Raw genomic sequence first — 20,421 nt, forward strand, 5'->3', positions numbered from 1 at the left:
CGCTGTTTATTTTCCGCTTAATGCATTATGAATAGCATTGAGCCACACTGGTGCATTCAGACTGAATGATTCCAGGAATTTCAGATCGAAACCGCGGAAGAAACCACTGAGAACAAATAATAGAACAATTACTGTCATCATGATTTTAGTGACTTTATTCCAGCCGCTTTCCTCGACGCCTTTGCCAATTAAAATACCTAAAACTAGGCCTGGCACCGCGTTACCCATAATTAACTGCGCTAAGCCACCGAAAATAGTGGCCCAGAAACCAGAACGACGCCCGGCATCAATTGCCGCTAACCAGAAAATAACTGGCATCACGGTGTTAACCAGAATATTCGCCGCAGGTACCAACACTTTAATCGCTGTCACCTGTAATGCAGCTGGCACCGCCGATGCTGTAGTATTTAAGAAACTGACAACAATAACCCCGATAATTCCGCAGGCAATGGCCATCTTTTTCGGGTTATGCATGGTTTCTGCCACATTGCGATTTTTAATCATCAATGCTGCAGCCCCCCAGTTAGGAATAATACGATGGTCGACATCTTGAGTAAAAGCACCTGCCGCCACTGAAGAAGCCCAGGCGTTGAAGAAAAACCCTAACCCAAAGGAGAAATGCGAAGCCGGATCACCCTCACACGAGTTCAACTCGCCCAAGGTACGAAACGCCCCCATTCCTTGTATGGTCGGGGCGTGGAACATCCGGGCGGCCCCAACACCTACCCCCACGCCGACCAGTCCGCCGATAATAATCGACTTAAAAAGAATGATTAGAAACATCAGTATATCCTTTTCATTTAGATATGAAGACGACCTTATCTGTATTAATGATTGTCACACTCACGGTAATATCTAATTCAACGCTGTACGTTTTTCTTTCTCGCGGTAGGAAAAAGAATAAAAACTTTTCATTTTTTACTGATAATTCTGCTTTTAATACTTTTACGTCTTGTGGTTCGATTCTCAGTAAAATATTTTGTGTCGATTTCAACACGGTATTCTGAACATTACCGAGCGCATTAGCGAAAGCTTTACTTTGGGTATCGCCTTTACCTTTTACTTGCACCTGAGTGGTATATTGCTCTTTCATTACGGTTGACCATATTTCTTGATATAGGCTTCTACTAACTTCTGCCCTAGCTCTTCTTTATCCATAAATCCGAAGCCTAATACCTTGCAGCCTTCATTTATTGCCGTCACACCTTCCTCCACTGAACGCATGCCGTATTTTGCTTTGTAACCATATTTATTTTGCGCAGTAATAGCACCGGCACCACCACTGCCACAGAATGAAATACCGAAATCTGCTTGTTCGCTATTCATCACATCACCCAGTTTCATATCGGCAGCCACTCCGGGAATAACCACCACGCGGCCACCTGCTAATTCAACACCTTGACCTACTTTCTGGCCTTTTCCTAAACGGTCGCCAATCACTACGGTAATTTGAGTCATAGTCTCTTCTCCAGAACAGTATTTTATGGGTTATTATCTTTCGCGACTTCAAAATGCACCGACAACAGATATGCTTCTTCAATGGGTAAATTGGCAAATTTATTGACCACTTGCTGAGCCATTTGCATCGAATGTGCTGAAATCTCATCAAATAATGATTTATCCACTTCGGGTAATGGCTCGCCGGTTATTGCGCGCAGCACCATAGCCCGAATATGTGATGTCAACATTTGCTGTTGAACAGCATTGGTGAAAATATTTTCGGCATTTAACATCGCGGTAATTTCAGCTAATACCCGCTCAGTGATGATAATTGCCTCTTCCATTCCAGGGTTCTCGGCTGCATTCAATGCGGCTACATCATTCACGCTGGCAATCCTCTATTCCTTGCTGCTAACACTCTCTGACTGCAAAGATAAGTTCAGTTATTTATCCGTCATCCCTTGCCTCTGCGCTATAACATCACCCTACCTGCAAGCGGAATGGGTGTGTAGCGGCATTTTTTCCAGTTCAAAGTGGAAATGTAATGGGCTGGGGGGATCACTTTCGCAAAATAGGCATGTTAGATAGCTAACTTAATCATTAACAACAAAATAACTTTTATATAAATGCACCGTGAAAGCCTGCGGTGGAAAAAAGTTCGTGATCCGGATCTCTTTCCTTTCTTGTCGGAAGAGCCTAATATCAGATTAATATTAAGCTATTTTCTAACACCCCCTCTCCTATGGCGTGGGGGTGTTGTTTTTATGTTTTGCTGAAATTGAATTGGAGAGTGGTATGACCAAGCCAACCATCACGATTAACGAGCTGGATGCTGAACGTTTGGATGCGTTACTGGCGCAACCGGCTTTTGCTGGTTCTGTGGTCGCAACAGCGCTCAACGAAGAACTGGATCGTGCAGAAATTCTGCCCCCGAATGCTATCCCGGCAGATGTGGTGACCATGAATAGCCGCGTGCGTTTTCGTGACCTGAATAGCCAGGAAGAACATATTCGCACCTTGGTTTATCCGGCATCACTGAAAGACAGTAACGAGCAACTATCAGTGATGGCACCTTTAGGTGCTGCATTGTTGGGGTTGCATGTTAATGACGAAATTAGTTGGAAATTGCCGGGTGGGGATGAAGCCCGCATTACCGTGCTGGAATTGCTTTACCAGCCGGAAGCTGCCGGTGAGTATCACCGCTAGTTATTCCTCAAAGCCTTTGGCGTTACAGCTAGCAGTGCTGTAACGCCAAGTGCGAGGGGTGCGATTAGCGGTATTTTTTGTGGTAAGTATCGCGAGTCGGTTTAAAGTCTTGTGCGGCCTTTTTAGCGTCATCTAACTTGCCCTGATCAGCTAATGCCAGCGCGCCATCAATTTGCCCAATTAATAAATCCAAACCGTGGCGGAAGTCTTTAACTTCGGGGCTATCTGCAGCTTTGTCTTTTAACTTGGTGGGGATCCCTCGCTGTGCATCCTGTGCCGCCACCCGCATCGCCTGTAAACCTTGTTTGATAACATCGGTTGAGTCAGCTTTCAGCACTTTGCCGTAATTCTCCGCGATAGTATCCATGTTATCGGCCACACTGGCCGCCATTGCTAGACTGCTGGCACTGAGTAATGCCGCCGCGATTAATGCCATGATTGTCTTGCCCATTTGCGTTCCTTATAATTATTGTTTAGTTAATGATTATCGTTGATACATTGCTCCTACTTAACATAGGCAATAGAAAACCAAACTGACAATAATTTTTTGTCATCGGCTGAAAAATGGGCGTGGGTGGGATTTTGGCCAAAAAAAAGCTGGCAATAGATGCCAGCCTTAGTTCCACAGCAACACCCTATTATTCGCCAGCAATCTTCATGGCAGGTAATAAAATAGAGCCGCACTGAATGTTACTGCGGGTTTCGATATCGCTGCCGATACTGACGATATTGCGCAGCATATCTTGCAAGTTACCGGCGATAGTTATCTCACTGACCGGATATTGAATTTCACCGTTTTCAACCCAGAAACCGGCGGCACCCCGGGAATAATCCCCAGTCACCGTGCTAACCCCTTGGCCCATCAATTCGGTCACCACCAGGCCTTTATCCAGCTGCTTGAGCATGCCGGCAAAATCCTGGCCCTGGCCGGCAATGCGCCAGTTATGAATGCCACCCGCATGCCCGGTGCTTTGTAGCCCCAATTTACGGGCAGAATAGCTGGTCAGCAGATAGGTTTGCAGCACCCCATCCTTGACGATTTCGCGTTGCAATGTGCGCACGCCTTCACTGTCAAATGGCGTCGAAGCAAGGCCGCGCAATAAATGCGGATGTTCTTCGATAGTCAGCCACTCGGGTAAAATCTGCTTGCCAAGGTGGTCGAGCAAGAAAGTGGATTTACGGTAAATATTGCCACCGCTGATAGCAGAAACCAAATGACCAAACAGACCGGTAGCGACTTCTGCGGCAAACAGCACCGGCGACTGCATAGTGGGCAGCTTACGGGGTGACAAACGCGATAAAGTACGGCGGGCACACTCTGCACCGACCCATTCAGGGCTGGCTAAATCTTCCATTCGGCGGCCAATGGTATAGGCGTAATCCCGCTCCATATCGCCACCGTGTTCAGCAATCACACTGCTGGAAAGGGAATGGCGGCTTGAACAGTAGCTTTGCAACATACCGTGGCTATTGCCGAAAACTTTGATGCCATAATGGCTGTTAAAGCTGCCGCCCTCGGTATTGGTAATACGTTTATCTGCTTGTAATGCTGCTTGTTCTGCACGTGCCGCCAGCAAGATTCCCTGCTCAGCATCCAAATCACTCGGATGGAACAAATCTAAATCTGGCGCATCAAAGGCCAGCAAAGATTTTTCAGCCGGGCCTGCATAAGGGTCTGGTGAAGTATAACGGGCGATATCCAGTGCCGCCTGTACCGTACGGGCGACGGCATCTGGGTTTAAGTCGGTGGTGGACGCGCTGCCTTTACGCTGCTGGTGATAGACCGTGATCCCCAGCGCACCATCACTGTTGAATTCCACGTTTTCCACTTCACCAAAGCGAGTGCTAACACTGATTCCGGTGGTTTTGCTGACGGCAACTTCGGCCGCATCAGAACCCGCGCGGGCCAATTCCAACGCCTGTGCGACAGCGTGTTCCAGCGTGTTACGCTGTTGTGCAACTTGAGTGACTACTTTCATCAGTCTGCCATAATTAATGAGATAATCGTTCAGGAAAGTGTCGTAATACGACGACTTACACGGATAAAATAGAGGATTCCATAGTTCTGAGTCTATCAGAGATCTTTGTACAATTTCGCAGAAAGCCCACAACCTGCTACGATTAGCCTCTTTTTAAGGAATTTGACCATGAACAAACAGCCCGAAGACTGGCTAGATGAAGTCCCAGAAGATAAAAACGACGATGACGATGAAATTATCTGGGTCAGTAAAAGTGAAATTAAACGTGATGCCGAAGCGCTAAAAGATCTCGGCTCCGAGCTGGTTGAGCTGGGTAAAAATGCGCTGGATAAAATCCCGTTGGATGAAGATCTGCTGGCAGCCATTGAATTGGCACAGAAAATCAAGAAAGAGGGCCGACGCCGCCAACTTCAGCTCATCGGTAAAATGCTGCGTAGCCGTGATGTCGAGCCAATCCAGACCGCATTGGATAAGCTGAAGAATCGCCATAACCAGCAAGTCTCGCTGTTCCATAAACTGGAAACGCTGCGTGACCGTTTAGTTGCCGAGGGTGATGATGCAATCCCTACTGTGTTGGAATTGTATCCGGATGCCGATCGCCAGCAACTGCGTAGCTTGGTGCGCAATGCCCAGAAAGAGCAAGCCGCGAATAAACCGCCGAAGTCATATCGTCAGATCTTCCAGTATCTGCGTGAATTGGCAGAAAAACAGCCGTAATCGGGCGGGGCCGGGTCAGACCCGGCTCCCGACGCCATAACATTTTCCATCAGGCGATATTAAAGCGCAGGCTGCCTGCCAGCTCCTCTTCCGCCTCTTCGAACAATAAAACTATTGCCCCAAAACGGCGTTTCCGGCGGTGATTGAAATGAATAAATTCAATCTCTACCGGTAAAGCTATCTCGCCGGTGACCACATCCCACAGCGCATCCAGATTGGCACCAAAGCCTTCACTCAGCGCAAACTGTTGGGAGAATGCGCGATAAAAAGCTGGAAGATCAGGTATATGGTCAAAATCGAATACCACTTTTACCATCTTTTCACTCCATCCGAATGAAATGCTTGTAGTGATCCTGAGTCAGATAAATCAGGCCGTCATTGGAGTAAAGCAGCCGATCAGTGCCACGATGCCCACAGCGATAATTCACATCAGCTTCACGCCAGTTGCGGCCTTTAGCTTCAGGCAGTTGGCGCTCACGGTTAGAAAACCTGTCACCACCAATCGCTTTGCCTGGCAGCACCTGGCACAAATTACCTTCTTTTGGGTTCCAGCCCTTTTCACGTGCCTGCTGTTTGGTGATATAAAAATCCGGCAGGCGGTGATGGTCTTGCAAATATTTTACCACCTGCGGGTGTTGAGTTAATTGCTCGATAGACGCAGGAGCCGATAACCGTTGGCGCTCTATGTCTGGCGCTTGGCCGATAGCACGCGCAGTGACATTATCAATACTTTGCCACGTTGCCACGATCAGCAGTAATACCGCGCCCAGAATGGCTATAAGTCGCTTATGCATGGTTCTCCTTAACCCTTAGGCTGCTACTCATTTAATTTATAAATTGCCCAGATGCAGAGTTTTAACTTCCATAAACTCATCCAGCCCCAGCACAGAGCCCTCCCGGCCAAGACCGGATTCTTTCACGCCACCGAAAGGGGCTAATTCAGTCGACACCGAGCTTTCGTTCACGCCAATCATACCGCTTTCCAGTGCGTCTGAAACCCGGAATACTCGCTGCAAGTTCTGAGTATAAAAGTAAGCCGCTAATCCAAATGGGGTGTTATTCGCGCGCTTAATAACTTCGGCTTCTGTATTGAAACGAAAACAGGCCGCCAGAGGGCCAAATGTCTCTTCAGAAGCCACTTTCATTTGCTCTGTCGCATCAGCAATGACCGTGGGCTGGAAGAAATTCCCACCCAGTTCATGGCGGTTGCCACCGGCTAATAATCGCCCGCCTTTCTCAAGCGCATCTTTCACATGGTCTTCAACTTTCTCCAACCCTGCCAGGTTAATCAGTGGCCCCATATTGACGTCTTTATCCATGCCGTTGCCAACTTTTAGTTTCTTAACTTCAGCAGCCAACCGATTAACAAACTCATCATAGACACCATCTTGGATATAAAAACGGTTAACACAGACACACACTTGCCCAGCATTGCGGAATTTACAGGCCATGGCCCCTGCAATGGCGGCATCTAAATCAGCATCGTCAAACACGATATACGGCGCATTCCCCCCCAATTCCATGGAAATTTTCTTCATGGTCGCGGCGGCATTGCGCATTAACGTTTTGCCCACTTCAGTCGAACCGGTGAAGGAAATTTTACGCACTTCAGGGCTGTCCATGATGGCATCGCTGATAGCATGGGTGTCACCGGCGACGCCATTAAGCACGCCCGCCGGCACCCCCGCTTGCTCGGCCAATGCCAGCAAAGCAAAGGCGGAAAGCGGTGTGTTGTTAGCCGGTTTAATCAGCCCGGTACAGCCCGCCGCCAGCGCTGGCCCCAGCTTACGGGTCAACATCGCCAGTGGGAAATTCCACGGCGTGATCGCCGCCACCACACCGACCGGCTCACGGGTGGCCAGAATGCGCGCGCCTTCTTTGGCCGGTGGAATGATTTCACCATTGGCACGCTTAGCCTGCTCACTAAACCATTGAATAAAGCTGGCGGCATAGGCCACCTCGCCCAATGCTTCTTTCAATGGTTTACCTTGCTCAGAAACCATTATCTCCGCCAATGATTGCTGGTGTTCCATTATCAGCAAATACCAGCGCTGTAGAATCTCTGCGCGCTGTTTCGCTGGCGTTTTGCGCCAAGCGGGAAAAGCCTCGCTGGCGGCTTTAATGGCGGCTTCTGTTTCCGCTTTACCGGATTTCGCCACTTTCGCGACCAATGCACCAGTGGCGGGGTTGCGAACCTCGAAAGTGCTCTGCGCCTGATGCCAGGAACCGCCGACAAAATAGCCAATATGGTAAACACCGTCGCTCTGTTGTTGAGATTGTAATGGATCGCGTAATGAGTTTTGTGCTGACACGGGTCGACCTCCTGCGGGGAATGATGCCCCCCATCAATGGGAGGCTAGGAAGGATAATTCCAGATTCAGTATAGCCCTTGGAAAAGCGATGGGAACAACTTAGCGCCCTTCAGCCCGCGATTATATCAGCGCACTCTGATAACGGTGCAGCATGTCAGCCAACCGTTTTACTGGGCGAGTAACTGAATCAGGTGACTGATAATCAATCAATTTTTGCTGATATTGCGCTAATTCCTGCAACAGTCGGGCGAAGTAATAGCGCCGCTTCTGGGAATTCTTTGCATTAATGACTCTATCCGCCGTGTAACGAATTTGCTTATGGAAAGCACTCAATTCAGCATTGACCGGAATTTCCGTTTTATTGAGCCGCTGATGGGCGATTATCAAGCTTAAGGCCAGCCGATACTTATCAATATCACCGGGGAACATCATTAAAAGCTGATTAAGCTGTTGATATAAAGCAGGTAAATGATTTTCATTACGCCGCGCTTTATTGGTGGTCAGGGCAGACACCGCACTGTAAACAAAGCGGTTTAGTAAAGTTCTGCCCGTTCGGTCTTTGGCATTATCACGGATCAACAGCAGCACAATCAGGGAAACAAAACAGCCGACAATTTGGCCCAATGCGCTGTCGAGGAACAAGCTGACATTAAATTGCATCGGATTACTCAATACCATGATGTTGATGGTACTGGCCAATGTCCCCAGAGATCCCAGCCGCCGCTTTTGTACTTCAATACCAATAATAAACGCCAACAATCCCAAACTGATACACAGCAGTAACATGCTCTGCTGCGTGGCCGGAATGATAAACAGAAAGTACAGCGCCCCAATGGGCAGGGCCATAACCACCCCTAGCAAGAAGTCTATTGCCACCATCCGCGGATTAGGGGTGCGCATCGCCAACGACGTCACCACCGCAATCATCACCATACACCCCGCCCCTGATGTCCAGCCAGTCCACAACCAAAACAGGCCGCCGATTGCCGTCGCAATACCGGTGCGTAGGCCGTTAATCATGGCGTGGTGACCCTCAGCGGAGACATGTTTCACCGGCACAACACCGGCGAGAATATCTTCTTCGACCCGGCTGATGCTGCTGTTGGTGTGGATCCCTTTTGCCAGTAATAAATATCGTGTTGCCGCCCCGACCCAACTGCTGATGGTATGGGGAATGGTTTCACTGTGGCTGGCACCAATGAATTGGCGCAACTTTTTCATGCGCTGATGGATGTCAGCCGGCGTGTGCGCCGGTTTGCTCAGCATGGCTTTCAGTTCAGCGCTTAAAATATCGGGGTGGTTCGCCAGTAGCAGGTAGGTTTCACACGCCTGAGTGATCAGTGTTAATGACTCGGTGTGCAGCACCTGCAAACGCCGATTGCAGCGCTGCCAGCGGGAAGATTCCATCATCAGATAGCTGCGCATCCCATTGAGTGCAGTGGTATTTTTAACTAAATCATTCCAGGCTCGGTCAATATCGGCCTTTTCCGCAGGGCGAATGCACAGCTGCAGAAGTTGGTATTGATCCACCAGCACTTTGTCCACTAGGCGATCAATATCTTGTTTAATTGATCGCGGTGAAAACAGCAGGTCAGCCAGCACTGCACAGACAATCCCCAACACAATCTCACTGCAGCGCTCTACGGCAAACTGGGGGGTTAACAGGGGGGTTTCGCCGGTCGTCACAATGATGATAAGCGCGGTATAACCCGCTAGACCAAAAGCATAAGAGTTTTCCACTCGTACCAATGATGAGATCCAGGTACACACCCCGGCCCACAAGCAGCACAACATCAGCGTCAAAACCGGCGCTCTAATCGTCAGAACAATAATCAACAAGCCGCCAATACAGCCGATAAATGTTCCGATAATGCGCAGCCAGCCCCGATGACGAATCGCCCCAGAGAAAGGTTCGCCGCCCGCTGCAAAAGCCGGGCCAGCAGCCACAATCGCGGCGGTCAATACTGACCAACGCGGCGTTTCTAATTGCAAATGAAAGCCCAGAAACAGCGCAGCGACAATGGCAAAACTGAGCTTAAAAGCAAAGCGCAGACGGATAAAGGTCGGGCTGGTCATGTTAGCCAAACTCGCGCAGACGATGCATCAATTTCACAATCGGCGATGCTTGATTAGGGTCACGATCATTTGATCCCGTAATCACGACTGTTGCGGTAGTGCCCGCTGGATAGGGATGTTGCTGATCTTCACGGTCTAGGCGGATCTTCACCGGCACCCGCTGCGCCAACCGCACCCATTCCAGATTATTATCAATCGTCGCCAACCCTTTGCTGTCGACACTGCTGCTGCTATTGGTGATGCCGGCGGAGATGCTATCGACCGTGCCATGCAGGATGCGGTTGCTGCCAAGCGGCGTAATTTCGGCCCGATGCCCTGGTTTCACCCCGTCCAATTTCGTTTCTTCCAGATAGGCTAAAATATAGAAAGTCTCTTTTTTCACCAAGGCCACCGCCGTCGCACCGCGGTTAATAAATTCGCCAGCATGGACATTCAGGTTAGTTACCCAGCCCTCAGCAGGGGCGCGCACCGTGGTTCGCTCCAGGTCAAGTTTGGCTAAATCACGTACCGCAACAGCTTTCGCCAGTTGATGACGGACAGTTTGCAGCACATTGCTGGATTGGTCGATTTCCTCTTGTGACAGTGCCTGAACCCCTAAGCGCTGGCGTCGACCGGATTCGCGTTGTTTCTCGCCGGCCAGTGTCTGGTAATAAGCCACGTCAGCTTCTGCTTCTGCCAGTGCTTGCTGATAGCGCGGCTGGTCAATCACAAACAGGATTTGGCCTTTCTGCACCAGCTGATTATCTTTAACGGGTACATCTGTGATTAAGCCGCTGACATCTGGTGCGATCGCCACCACATCCGCAGTAAATTTTGCATCACGAGTCCACGGCGATTCCGTATAGAATGCCCAGACCTTGAAAATGGCGATCACCGCCAGTAAAACCAGCAGCAAGGTGATGCCGATGCGGATTATTTTTAAAGAAAAAGTGCTCACGGCGACCTCAGGAAAAAAGACGGGATATTAAATAAAAAAGACAACCATACAGCGCGGTATTAAAGAGGGCCGGATGCCAGACAAACTCATAAATACCCGTGGGTTGCAGCACACGACGCAGGGCAAAAAAAAGTGCCAGCGAGAGTAGCAGTTCAACAAATATCGGTGGGAAAGATAGGCCAAATATCACCATCACCGGCAGCAAACTCATTCTTTCAATCCTTTCTGTTATAGGGTGTTGGTGAGTACGCCCGGCTGAATAATCTCTCGTTCAGTTGAAACACATCCAACCGCAGCAACCATGGCTAAAAGCACCAGCCATAAGACTGACTTATAGGTTAAACTTGATTGTTCAGTATGACTGCGCTTGCCATGAGATGAGATAACACTTCGGCTACGTGGCTTTCAAGCTGCGGATTGTTCTACCGACAGCAGTATATTAGCCTGCTTACTATCAAGTTATCTACAATGTGTGATCTAAATCACTTTTAAGCCAGAGTTAACAATCAATATGGCGTTACCCATCCATGTAGAGTGAACAATGGAAAGATTAAAACGCATGTCAGTCTTTGCCAAAGTGGTCGAATGCGGCTCCTTTACCGGAGCTGCACGCCAGCTGGCCATGAGTGTCTCGTCAATCAGCCAAACAGTGTCAAAACTGGAAACAGAGCTCAATGTTAAGCTGCTTAACCGCAGTACCCGGCGCATCGGTTTGACGGAGGCGGGCCGGATTTATTATCAGGGTTGTCGGCGGATGTTGCAGGAAGTGCAGGAAGTGCATGAGCAACTGTATGCCTTTAACAATACCCCGACCGGCACATTGCGCATCGGCTGCTCATCAACAATGGCACAAAATGTGCTGGCGACAATGACGGCCGAGATGTTGAAAGAATATCCAGGGCTCTCCGTCAATCTGGTGACCGGAATACCCGCGCCAGACTTGATTGCCGATGGTTTAGACGTGGTGATTCGCGTCGGGGCTTTACAGGATTCGGGGCTATTTTCCCGCCGCCTCGGCTCCATGCCAATGGTGGTCTGTGCCACTAAACGCTATCTGGCGCAGCACGGGACCCCCGAAAAACCGAGCGATATGATTAATTTTTCGTGGCTGGAATACAGTGTCAGACCAGACAGTAATTTTGAGCTAATTGCGCCAGAGGGTATCACGACACAAATTTCGCCGCAGGGCCGTTTCGTCACCAACGATTCACAAACAATGATTCAGTGGTTAAAAGCCGGGGCAGGGATTGCTTATGTGCCGTTGATGTGGGTCATTGAGGAAATTAAACGCGGTGAGATAGAAATTTTATTCAAACGTTACCATTCAGACCCACGACCTATCTATGCGCTCTATACCGAAAAAGATAAAATGCCGCTGAAAGTCCAGGTTTGCATTGATTATCTAATGGCCTACTTCAAACGCATTGCCGAGATTTATCAGGGTTATCGCTAAATAATTCGGTGCTCCGTGGGGATAAAACTGAGCACCGAATGCCGTTGACTCTTATGCCGTCCCACCCACTGTCAGGTTATCCAACTTCAGCGTTGGCTGGCCGACCCCTACTGGCAAGCTTTGTCCTTCTTTACCGCAGACACCAACACCTTTATCCAGCGCCAAATCGTTACCGACCATCGAAATCTGCTGCATAGCTTCAATACCCGAGCCTATCAAAGTAGCGCCTTTCACCGCACTGGTGATTTTGCCTTTTTCGATTAAATACGCCTCAGAGGTGGAGAAAACAAACTTGCCGGAGGTGATATCCACCTGACCGCCACCAAAATTAGGCGCATACAGGCCATATTCCACACTGGCGATAATCTCTTCCGGCGTAGATTTACCCGCCAGCATATAGGTATTGGTCATGCGCGGCATTGGCAGATGCGCATAGGATTCACGACGGCCATTACCGGTCGGCGCAACACCCATTAGCCGCGCATTCAGTTTATCCTGCATATAACCTTTCAAAATACCGTTTTCAATCAGCACGTTATATTGACCGGGAACCCCTTCATCGTCGATGGCAAGCGAGCCGCGGCGACCTTGCATCGTGCCATCGTCCACCACGGTACACAGCTCTGAAGCCACCAATTTACCCATTTGCCCGCTGAATACGGAGCTACCACGGCGGTTGAAATCCCCTTCCAGCCCATGACCAACAGCTTCGTGCAGCAACACCCCCGGCCAGCCGGCACCTAACACTACCGGCATAGCACCTGCCGGGGCGGCAATCGCAGAGAGATTGACCAGAGCCATTCTGACCGCTTCATTAGCAAAATTATCAGCGCGCACTTCGCCATCAACGGTTTCCAGGAAATAGTCATAGCCGAAACGGCCGCCGCCGCCACTGGCCCCGCGTTCGCGTTTGCCATTCTCTTCAACCAATACGCTGACTGACAGGCGCACCAGCGGGCGCACATCTGCCGCCAGTGTCCCGTCGGTGGCCGCAACCAAGATTTGCTCATATACGCCCGTCAGACTGGCGCTCACTTCCTGCACCCGTTTGTCGGCAGCACGAGCGACTTTATCGACCCGGTGCAACAAGGCGATTTTGTCTTCCCGCGACAGACTTTGTAGCGGGTCAAGCAGCGGATACAGCGCCTGATGGGAAACCTCCCCCAAGGTATGCACTTTGCCGTTGCCACTATCACGCACGATGCTGCGCGCAGCATGAGCGCTTTGCTGTAAAGCATTCAGGGTGATTTGGTCGGCATAGGCAAATCCGGTCTTTTCACCGCTAACCGCGCGCACACCAACACCCTGATCAATATTGTAAGAGCCATCTTTGATGATGCTGTCTTCCAACACCCAGGCCTCATGATAGCTGGACTGGAAATACAGGTCAGCATAATCGAGGCGGCGTTCAGCCAACTGCCCCAATACTGAGAACAAGTTCTGATGGTTCAGCTTGTTAGCAGCGAGTAACTGCTCACTGACAAACGAGAGGCTCATAGTTTTCACTCTTTATTTAGATGATAGCGGCACCAGCGACGACACAAAGCGATTGTGCTGTAATACCGGCATCTGGTTACGAATAGTTTTCAAACCTGCGGTTTCAATTTTGACTTTTAAGGCAGCAACCGCGTCTGGATTTTGCCCGATGACTTTACCCCATGCATCGACCGCCATGCTGTGGCCCCATGTCCGGCGGGTCGCGCCATGACGCCCAACCTGTGCGGCGGCCAGTATCACACACTGGTTTTCAATCGCCCGGGCGCGCAATAAAATCTCCCAGTGAGCTTCACCGGTGACTTTGGTAAAGGCCGAAGGCACTGAAATAATCTCTGCTCCCTGCGCCCGTAAAGCTTGGAACAAACCGGGGAAACGTAAATCGTAGCAAATCGTCATGCCAAGGCGACCCACTGGCGTATCAACCACCGTCAATTGCTGGCCCGCCTGATAAGTATCAGACTCACGGTAATGACTATGAAGGTCGTTTATATCCACATCAAACATATGGATTTTATCATAGCGAGCTTTCAGTTCGCCCTGGTCGTCAAACAGCAAGCTACTGGTGGTGATAAGATCCGGTGACTCGCGGCTTATCATCGGCATTGAACCCACTTGAATCCACACACCATATTTACGGGCCATTTCACGGACTTCTTGCTGCAATGGCCCGTCATTATGCTGTTCGGCATGGTGGCGATATGAGGCGGCATTAGCAAAGAGCAATGCATTTTCCGGCGTCATAACCAGTTGAATGCCTGAGTTTAACTGTTTGATCTGCTGCTCAATTTGAGCCAGATTGTCACGGATATTTTCACCGCTGCATAACTGCAATAATGCAACATTGGCATTTTTCATGGCGCCTTACTCTCCTTTAGCTGGCGTAATACTTCATGGATGGCCGGTTGATCCAAACTACCGGTAATCTGATAGCGAATCAGCGAAACCTTGCTCCATAACGGCCCTAAAATTTTCGAAGCAGCGAACACCGCCGCCCCAACCACCGGGTTAATGGCAAAGGCAGTGGCGACACCGACAGTGGCAGAAATCTCTGGGGTAATGACCGCTTCCATGGCTATCTGGCGTTTGACTAAATCAACATTTCCGCTCATGGCAATATCTGCCGCCAGCCCATCAACCACTAAATCATCAGTATGCATCACGCCATTGTTAATCTTGGCATTGCCCCGAATAGAATCAAACGCGAAGTCACGGCTAAACGTATCACTAAAATCGAGCTGGAGCTTACGTAATAGTGCGTCAAAACTCACCAATCGCAATAGCTGCCCTGCGCGCCCGCCGCCAAGATCAGTCAGTAACCCTCTGCCCAATCTACTCTTTAACGTGCCATTTAGGGTATTAATCTGCGGTTGCCACGGCACGCCACGCCAATTTAGCTCGGCATTGATATCAAACGAAGCATCTTTAACCGGCGTTGTCAGACCAAAGAACGAGAGAGTTTCATCGATTTTTGGCCCACTCAGCGCAACATTCAGGGACGTTTTATCGCCTGAACTGTCTTGCTGCCACTGCCCACTGATTTTCGCGCGCCCGTTACCCGCCTCGATAAGCCCATTGGTCAGCGCCAGAATGTGGCCTTTCGGGGTCAAATCTGCATTAATCCGCCCGATGCTCTGCCCTAGAATCCAACACTCTTTGCAGCGCAATTGCACTGCGGGCCAGTTATGGAATGTGACCTTGCTGGGGCTTTGTGGCTCCTGCAATGCCGCCTGTGCTAGTGGATCTTTGGCCTCACTCCCCGCCCATTGCGGGTTGTAATAAAGATAATTGATATCGGCATGCCACGGCCCACTTTCTGCCATAAGCAGGCTGCCATCCACTTCCTGGCCTTTTGCCGTGACTTTCGTACCCGCAGGTAATGGGTCAACCTGCAAGGTCAGCCCATGCCAGGCTTGCCCCCCCATCAAGAGTTGAGGGGTCTGTAATGTCAGCCGTTTAGGCAAAATGACATTAGACGGCCCCCCCTTGATTGTGGGTTGAGCTGATGAAGCAAAAGGCGCGCTCACTGCCGCAAACTCGGGTGCCAGTAAATCCAGCCAGCGCTCGCCGTCAAGGTTAGGTAAATTGAGTACCAAACCTTTATCATCTGGCAGCGGTGGCGTTTTTTTACTGCCGGTCTGCCAGATAGCGCGGGCCAACTCGACCTGCTGTTTTTGCATTAACCATTGGCTATTAAAAGCATTGTGACTGCCCGCACTGCCAGACAAGGTAAAGCTCTCCAGCCCACCGGCCGCCTGTACCTGTAATGATAATGGCTGGCCACTTGATTTATCTAGCGGTGGAGGTAAGTGACTGCTCACTTTCTTAAGGTCAGCCGAGACATCAACTTGGTAATCTGGCTTACCGTTTTTAGGCAATTGCACGGCAACTTTACCTTGCCAGTTGGCGCTGCCACTCAGTAATTTTGCCACATCATTAGGCACCCCCGGTAATTTGGCGGGCAACCAGTCGCCGTGCAGCCCAACATTGACTAAAAAGTTCTTAGGTTGCTCTTCGGTAGTAAAATCAACCGATAACGGCTGCCCGAACCAATTGGCTGATAAAGTATCACTCTCGAGATTGCCATCATTGAAACGGAACTTACCGCTGATATTCTCCAGTTGGCTTTGCAGCGGCTTAACCAACAGGCTGTTATTCTGCAACGTCACTTCACCATTAGCATGTGTAATGCGGCCTTCTGCCAATGGGATATCGAGATGTAAGCGCCCACTAACATTACCGCCCACCTGCAATTCTTCCAGTGTCTGGGCCACCGAGTCATTGAGTGGTGTATCAGTAAAATAGTCATGAACTGCGCGCCCTTCACCGGCAACTTCAGCTTCCACGTACAGTTTTTCTTTCAGATAATCCGGGATGATGGCGCTGATATTGCGGCCGGTAACCTTGCCCAGCATGGCATGAGGCGCATTCATCCACAGGCCCTCATTGAGGAAATCGAGGTCGATGGCTAAGTTTTCTAGTGCAGGCCAATCTGGCTGGAATGCAAAGGTCGCGTTACGCAGCGGCACATAAACCTGGAATTGGCCTTCTTTATGTTTATAAGGAAAATCATGGGGATTGCCGTTGTAAATCAGCGTGGCATTATCCACCTGCCCACCCTGTAACGCCGCGGTCAGATAATCAGCCAGTTTCTCGCCCATCAATGGGATTGGGAAGTAGCGCCAGGCGTCAGTTGCATCATACAGGCGGATACCGCTCAAAATCTTAAGCCACGGCTGGCCTTGGTCAGGCTGCATATAGCGGAAACTGCCATTGGCCCACAATGATTTAGCCCGGACATCCAGTTGGTCGCTCCATAGCTCCCACCCTGTATCATTAACTTGCCAGTTCACTATGCCGCTGGCCTGGCTGACTTCTAATGGGGCGCGGAACATATCGCCATAAGGCAAAGTGCTGTTTTTGAGGTTGATATCCAGCCGACCATGCTCGGCAGTCCCACTCAGCACGCCAGCAAAATTATTCACCCCTGGGAGCAAATCCCAATGCTGCCAACTGATATCGTGCCATTTGGCCTGAAAACGGGTTCTTTGCGGTTGGCTGATGGGAATATCCAATGCCAAAGCATCGACAATCCCTTGCGGGCGTAAATCAGCCCAGCGCTTCATCAATTCAGGGGTAAACAGTGACAAAGTGGGCAGTAGCGGCCCCACCCGCTCTAGCTGAATATTTGTGGCGCGAATTCGTAACTCTTGAGACTGGTCTGGGCCAATAAATTGGGTATTCTCTGGTAACCACAGTGCGGATAAATGCCCTTTGGGCCAAGGTTGACCATCCGTTTTAAGACGCAATTGCGGCGCATCAATTTGCCAGCCATTCCCTTGACGGCGGCCTTCCAGCACAAAATTATCCACCGCTAACTGATGGGATTGCTGGCCCACCGTCCAATTAGCTTGCCCTTGGCTGAGCAAGACATTGCCGCTGTAGATTTCGCCACTGTTGATAGTGAGCCAAGCCGCCAGACTGAACTCTGCACTGTCCAGGCCGGTATTGTGGTGCAGCCAACGGCTAATCCAAGGTTTCAAATCAATATTATCGGCCTGCATATAAACCGTGCCATTGCTTAAAATTCCTTGATTATCATGCAGATCCATCCGCACCATCAGCACGCCATGTTGGCCATTAATGGTCGAGAGGCTGATTTGCCCTTCAGCACGATGCCGGCTCACCGAGTTAAGCCAAGTCAGTTGTGGAATCTCTAATTCGGCACGTGGGCCTGATGGGGTAAGGAAAGAAATACGGCTGTTGCGCAGATCAAAGTGATCTAACTGGCGCAAGAAGATATCTGTGATGGTGCTGGCTTCAAAACTGTTGCCATTATTCTGCTGTCTATCCAGTGTGGTGTGGAGATCCAGCTGCAACTGATAGAAAGTCATATCGCGCAGTTGCCAACGCCAATGTAGCAATGACTGCCATACATCCAATGCCAAGGTCACCCGCTGCACCTGCCAGTCGGCTTTCGGCAATTTAGCGCTAATATCGCGCAACTCCAATGTTGGGCCAAAAGTTTCCCATGTCCCTTGCATAAACCCCACTTCCAGTGGGATACCGCTGATGGACTGAACCTTGGCCACGATTTGCGCACGATAGTCGTTGATGTGAGGCAGCATCATGCGTAGCCCACTAACCAACAGTGCCACCACAACAATCATTGTGGCGCCTGTCGCAAATATTATCTTGGGCAGTCGCCTCACACTTCTCTCCTTGCCATCCCTGTAAGGCCGGGAGGCACTTACATCATCACCACATCAAATTGCTCTTGGTTATACAGTGGCTCAATCTGCACTCGCACTTGCTTGCCGACAAAAATTTCCACTTCAGCCAGTGCATGAGATTCTTCGCCTTTTAGCGCTTCCCCCACGGCCGGAGAAGCATAAACCAAGAAGCGGTCAGAATCATAAGCATGGTGAACACGGACAATCTCACGCAAGATTTCATAGCATACGGTTTCTACCGATTTGACCGTGCCACGGCCACGGCAGGTCGGGCAGTCATTACACAGCACGTGTTCAATGCTCTCCCGCGTGCGCTTGCGCGTCATTTCTACTAAGCCTAGTTGAGAGAAACCGTTAATACTGGTTTTTACTCGATCTTTACTCAGAGCCTGTTCCAATGAATGCAAGACACGCCGACGATGTTCTTCATTACTCATATCAATGAAATCAATAATGATAATCCCACCCAGATTGCGCATCCGCAGTTGACGGGCGATAGCTTGGGTAGCTTCAATATTGGTATTAAAGATAGTCTCGTCAAGATTACGATGCCCGACAAACGCACCGGTATTGATATCCACGGTGGTCATGGCTTCGGTCTGATCAATAATCAGGTAACCACCTGATTTTAACTCAACTTTGCGCTCTAATGATCGCTGGATTTCATTTTCGACATCATAGAGATCAAAAATGGGTTGCTTGCCAGCATATAACTCCAGTTTTTCGGTCATTTCTGGAATATATTCACGGGTAAACTCCACCAGCAAATCATAAGTCAATTTAGAGTCGACACGGATTTTATCCAACGCCGCTCCGGCAAAATCACGGAGCACCCGCTGTGCCAGGGCCATTTCACCGTACAGTTTATATTTGGTGATATTGCGTTTTTTGCGCTCTTGAACTTTCGTCCACAACCGTTTGAGAAACGCGGCATCAGCGGCCAATTCCTCTTCACCAATCCCTTCGGCGGCGGTGCGGATAATAAAACCGCCTTGCTCATCGCAATACTCCGCCACAGTTTTTTTCAAGCGCTCGCGCTCAGTTTCGCTTTCAATACGCTGGGAAACACCCACATGGGCGGCACCTGGCATTAACACCAGATAGCGGGAAGGCAGGGTGATATCGGTGGTCAGACGTGCGCCTTTTGTGCCGAGCGGATCTTTCACCACTTGCACCATTAAATCCTGGCCCTGGCGCACCAGTTCCGCGATATCGCGCACATTGAAGTTTTTCTGCTCATCCCCGGCCACGCATTCGGTGTGGGGCATGATATCGGAAGCATGAAGGAAAGCGGCCTTCTCCAGGCCAATATCAACAAAAGCCGCCTGCATACCCGGCAGAACCCGGCTAACACGCCCTTTGTAGATATTACCGACGATTCCTCTTTTTGCTTCACGTTCGATATGAATTTCTTGCAGGATGCCACCATCAATGTAGGCAACCCGCGTTTCAGACGGTGTGATATTGACCAGTAATTCAGCTGTCATGTATTCCTCTCACATTACGTAGCGCAATGAAATTACTCAGTAATTCATGGGTTTCAACCAACGGCAGCCCCACCACGGCATGATAACTGCCGCTGATGGTTCTGACGAAACAACCACCTCTCCCCTGAATACCGTAAGCGCCCGCTTTGTCCATGGGTTCACCGGTAGCAATATAGTCACTGATTTCTAACTGGGATAACACGCGAAATGTCACATCTGTCACCACCATGGCAGATAATATATCTTGTTGGTCAGCAATCGACACCGCCGTCATCACTTGGTGCTGTTGCCCGGACAATGCACGTAAAATTTGCTGCGCATCCGCTTTATCTCGTGGTTTTTCTAAGACTTGCCCATTTAACACCACAATAGTATCGGCCCCTAAGACCGGCAAATCTTGTGGTGCGACCATCACCCCTGCCCGTGCTTTATCCTGTGCTAAACGCCGGACATATTCTTGTGCACTTTCCTCAGGTTTACGCTGCTCTTCAACCTCTGTTTTCAGTACCTCAAAAGGGACATCAAGCAGGGTCAGTAATTCACGGCGACGCGGAGAACCAGAGGCGAGGTACAGGGCTGTCATGAGT

20 protein-coding genes are annotated in these 20,421 nt (G+C 49.9%); 3 read left to right on the forward strand and 17 right to left on the reverse strand.

The window, feature by feature from the left end; genetic code table 11:
• Window positions 1-6: 6 nt before the first annotated feature.
• The 4 genes from D5F51_RS19945 to D5F51_RS19960 are packed head-to-tail and all read right to left on the reverse strand — an operon-like array spanning window position 7 to window position 1,826.
• Window positions 7-783, reverse strand: coding sequence for a DUF4311 domain-containing protein (locus D5F51_RS19945; protein WP_087769024.1), 777 nt, complete (start codon window positions 781-783; stop codon window positions 7-9).
• A 13-nt stretch (window positions 784-796) separates the two neighbouring features.
• Entirely contained in the window at window positions 797-1,093 is a 297-nt protein-coding gene (locus tag D5F51_RS19950; RefSeq protein WP_087769025.1) for a DUF4312 family protein, read from the reverse strand.
• Window positions 1,093-1,458 (reverse strand): glycine-rich SFCGS family protein, encoded by a 366-nt coding sequence (locus tag D5F51_RS19955; protein WP_129198683.1) that lies wholly within the window; start codon window positions 1,456-1,458, stop codon window positions 1,093-1,095. Before D5F51_RS19955 ends, D5F51_RS19950 begins: the two co-directional genes overlap by 1 nt.
• 23 nt (window positions 1,459-1,481) lie before the next feature.
• Window positions 1,482-1,826 (reverse strand): PRD domain-containing protein, encoded by a 345-nt coding sequence (locus tag D5F51_RS19960; RefSeq protein WP_025376849.1) that lies wholly within the window; start codon window positions 1,824-1,826, stop codon window positions 1,482-1,484.
• Window positions 1,827-2,235: 409 nt separating this feature from the next.
• Here D5F51_RS19960 and rnk point away from each other — a divergent pair, with 409 nt between their 5' ends.
• Window positions 2,236-2,646 carry a nucleoside diphosphate kinase regulator gene (gene rnk / locus D5F51_RS19965; RefSeq protein ID WP_005174306.1) on the forward strand — a complete coding sequence of 137 codons (411 nt, stop codon included), beginning with the start codon at window positions 2,236-2,238 and terminating at the stop codon, window positions 2,644-2,646.
• Between the two features lie 64 nt (window positions 2,647-2,710).
• Here the strand turns inward: rnk and cybC are convergent, their stop codons facing one another.
• Both cybC and pmbA read right to left on the reverse strand, forming a co-directional pair.
• On the reverse strand, window positions 2,711-3,097 hold the full coding sequence (gene cybC / locus D5F51_RS19970) for a cytochrome b562 (protein WP_129198685.1): 387 nt from the start codon (window positions 3,095-3,097) through the stop codon (window positions 2,711-2,713).
• Window positions 3,098-3,284: 187 nt separating this feature from the next.
• The gene (pmbA, locus tag D5F51_RS19975) at window positions 3,285-4,625 is read right to left on the reverse strand and encodes a metalloprotease PmbA (protein ID WP_129198687.1); all 1,341 of its coding nucleotides are present in this window, start codon (window positions 4,623-4,625) and stop codon (window positions 3,285-3,287) included.
• 168 nt (window positions 4,626-4,793) lie between these two features.
• On the opposite strand from pmbA, the gene yjgA reads away from it, so the two are divergent.
• Window positions 4,794-5,342, forward strand: a complete 549-nt coding sequence (gene yjgA, locus D5F51_RS19980) for a ribosome biogenesis factor YjgA (protein WP_025376846.1) — start codon at window positions 4,794-4,796, stop codon at window positions 5,340-5,342.
• Window positions 5,343-5,391: 49 nt separating this feature from the next.
• On the opposite strand, the gene D5F51_RS19985 is transcribed toward yjgA, so the two are convergent.
• From D5F51_RS19985 to aaeX, 6 genes are all read right to left on the reverse strand, one after another.
• Complete coding sequence (locus D5F51_RS19985) at window positions 5,392-5,658, reverse strand: barstar family protein (RefSeq protein WP_025376845.1); 267 nt, start codon at window positions 5,656-5,658, stop codon at window positions 5,392-5,394.
• 4 nt (window positions 5,659-5,662) lie between these two features.
• A complete protein-coding gene (locus tag D5F51_RS19990) occupies window positions 5,663-6,136 on the reverse strand; it encodes a ribonuclease (RefSeq protein ID WP_025376844.1) in 474 nt (157 codons plus the stop codon).
• Window positions 6,137-6,172: 36 nt separating this feature from the next.
• On the reverse strand, window positions 6,173-7,654 hold the full coding sequence (locus tag D5F51_RS19995) for an NAD-dependent succinate-semialdehyde dehydrogenase (protein WP_129198689.1): 1,482 nt from the start codon (window positions 7,652-7,654) through the stop codon (window positions 6,173-6,175).
• Between the two features lie 120 nt (window positions 7,655-7,774).
• Window positions 7,775-9,730, reverse strand: coding sequence for a p-hydroxybenzoic acid efflux pump subunit AaeB (aaeB, locus tag D5F51_RS20000; RefSeq protein ID WP_129198691.1), 1,956 nt, complete (start codon window positions 9,728-9,730; stop codon window positions 7,775-7,777).
• 1 nt (window position 9,731) lies between these two features.
• Window positions 9,732-10,667: a p-hydroxybenzoic acid efflux pump subunit AaeA gene (gene aaeA, locus D5F51_RS20005; RefSeq protein ID WP_025376841.1), complete on the reverse strand. Its 936-nt coding sequence runs from the start codon at window positions 10,665-10,667 to the stop codon at window positions 9,732-9,734.
• 7 nt (window positions 10,668-10,674) lie between these two features.
• Window positions 10,675-10,878, reverse strand: a complete 204-nt coding sequence (gene aaeX, locus D5F51_RS20010) for a p-hydroxybenzoic acid efflux pump operon protein AaeX (protein ID WP_050100582.1) — start codon at window positions 10,876-10,878, stop codon at window positions 10,675-10,677.
• Window positions 10,879-11,208: 330 nt separating this feature from the next.
• Here aaeX and aaeR point away from each other — a divergent pair, with 330 nt between their 5' ends.
• A complete protein-coding gene (gene aaeR / locus D5F51_RS20015) occupies window positions 11,209-12,120 on the forward strand; it encodes an HTH-type transcriptional activator AaeR (RefSeq protein ID WP_129198693.1) in 912 nt (303 codons plus the stop codon).
• 51 nt (window positions 12,121-12,171) lie between these two features.
• Here the strand turns inward: aaeR and tldD are convergent, their stop codons facing one another.
• From tldD to D5F51_RS20040, 5 genes are read right to left on the reverse strand one after another with little or no spacing between them, the layout of a single operon-like run.
• On the reverse strand, window positions 12,172-13,617 hold the full coding sequence (gene tldD / locus D5F51_RS20020; protein ID WP_129198695.1) for a metalloprotease TldD: 1,446 nt from the start codon (window positions 13,615-13,617) through the stop codon (window positions 12,172-12,174).
• A 12-nt stretch (window positions 13,618-13,629) separates the two neighbouring features.
• Window positions 13,630-14,472 carry a deaminated glutathione amidase gene (nit1, locus tag D5F51_RS20025; protein WP_129198697.1) on the reverse strand — a complete coding sequence of 281 codons (843 nt, stop codon included), beginning with the start codon at window positions 14,470-14,472 and terminating at the stop codon, window positions 13,630-13,632.
• A complete protein-coding gene (gene yhdP, locus D5F51_RS20030) occupies window positions 14,469-18,326 on the reverse strand; it encodes an AsmA2 domain-containing protein YhdP (protein ID WP_129198698.1) in 3,858 nt (1,285 codons plus the stop codon). Before yhdP ends, nit1 begins: the two co-directional genes overlap by 4 nt.
• Before the next feature lie 38 nt (window positions 18,327-18,364).
• Entirely contained in the window at window positions 18,365-19,834 is a 1,470-nt protein-coding gene (rng, locus tag D5F51_RS20035; RefSeq protein WP_129198700.1) for a ribonuclease G, read from the reverse strand.
• Window positions 19,824-20,417 (reverse strand): Maf family protein, encoded by a 594-nt coding sequence (locus D5F51_RS20040; RefSeq protein WP_129198702.1) that lies wholly within the window; start codon window positions 20,415-20,417, stop codon window positions 19,824-19,826. The genes rng and D5F51_RS20040 overlap by 11 nt, the downstream gene beginning before the upstream one ends.
• Window positions 20,418-20,421: the final 4 nt, after the last annotated feature.

Origin of the sequence: Yersinia hibernica (assembly GCF_004124235.1) — a bacterium.
Taxonomy (GTDB): domain Bacteria; phylum Pseudomonadota; class Gammaproteobacteria; order Enterobacterales; family Enterobacteriaceae; genus Yersinia; species Yersinia hibernica.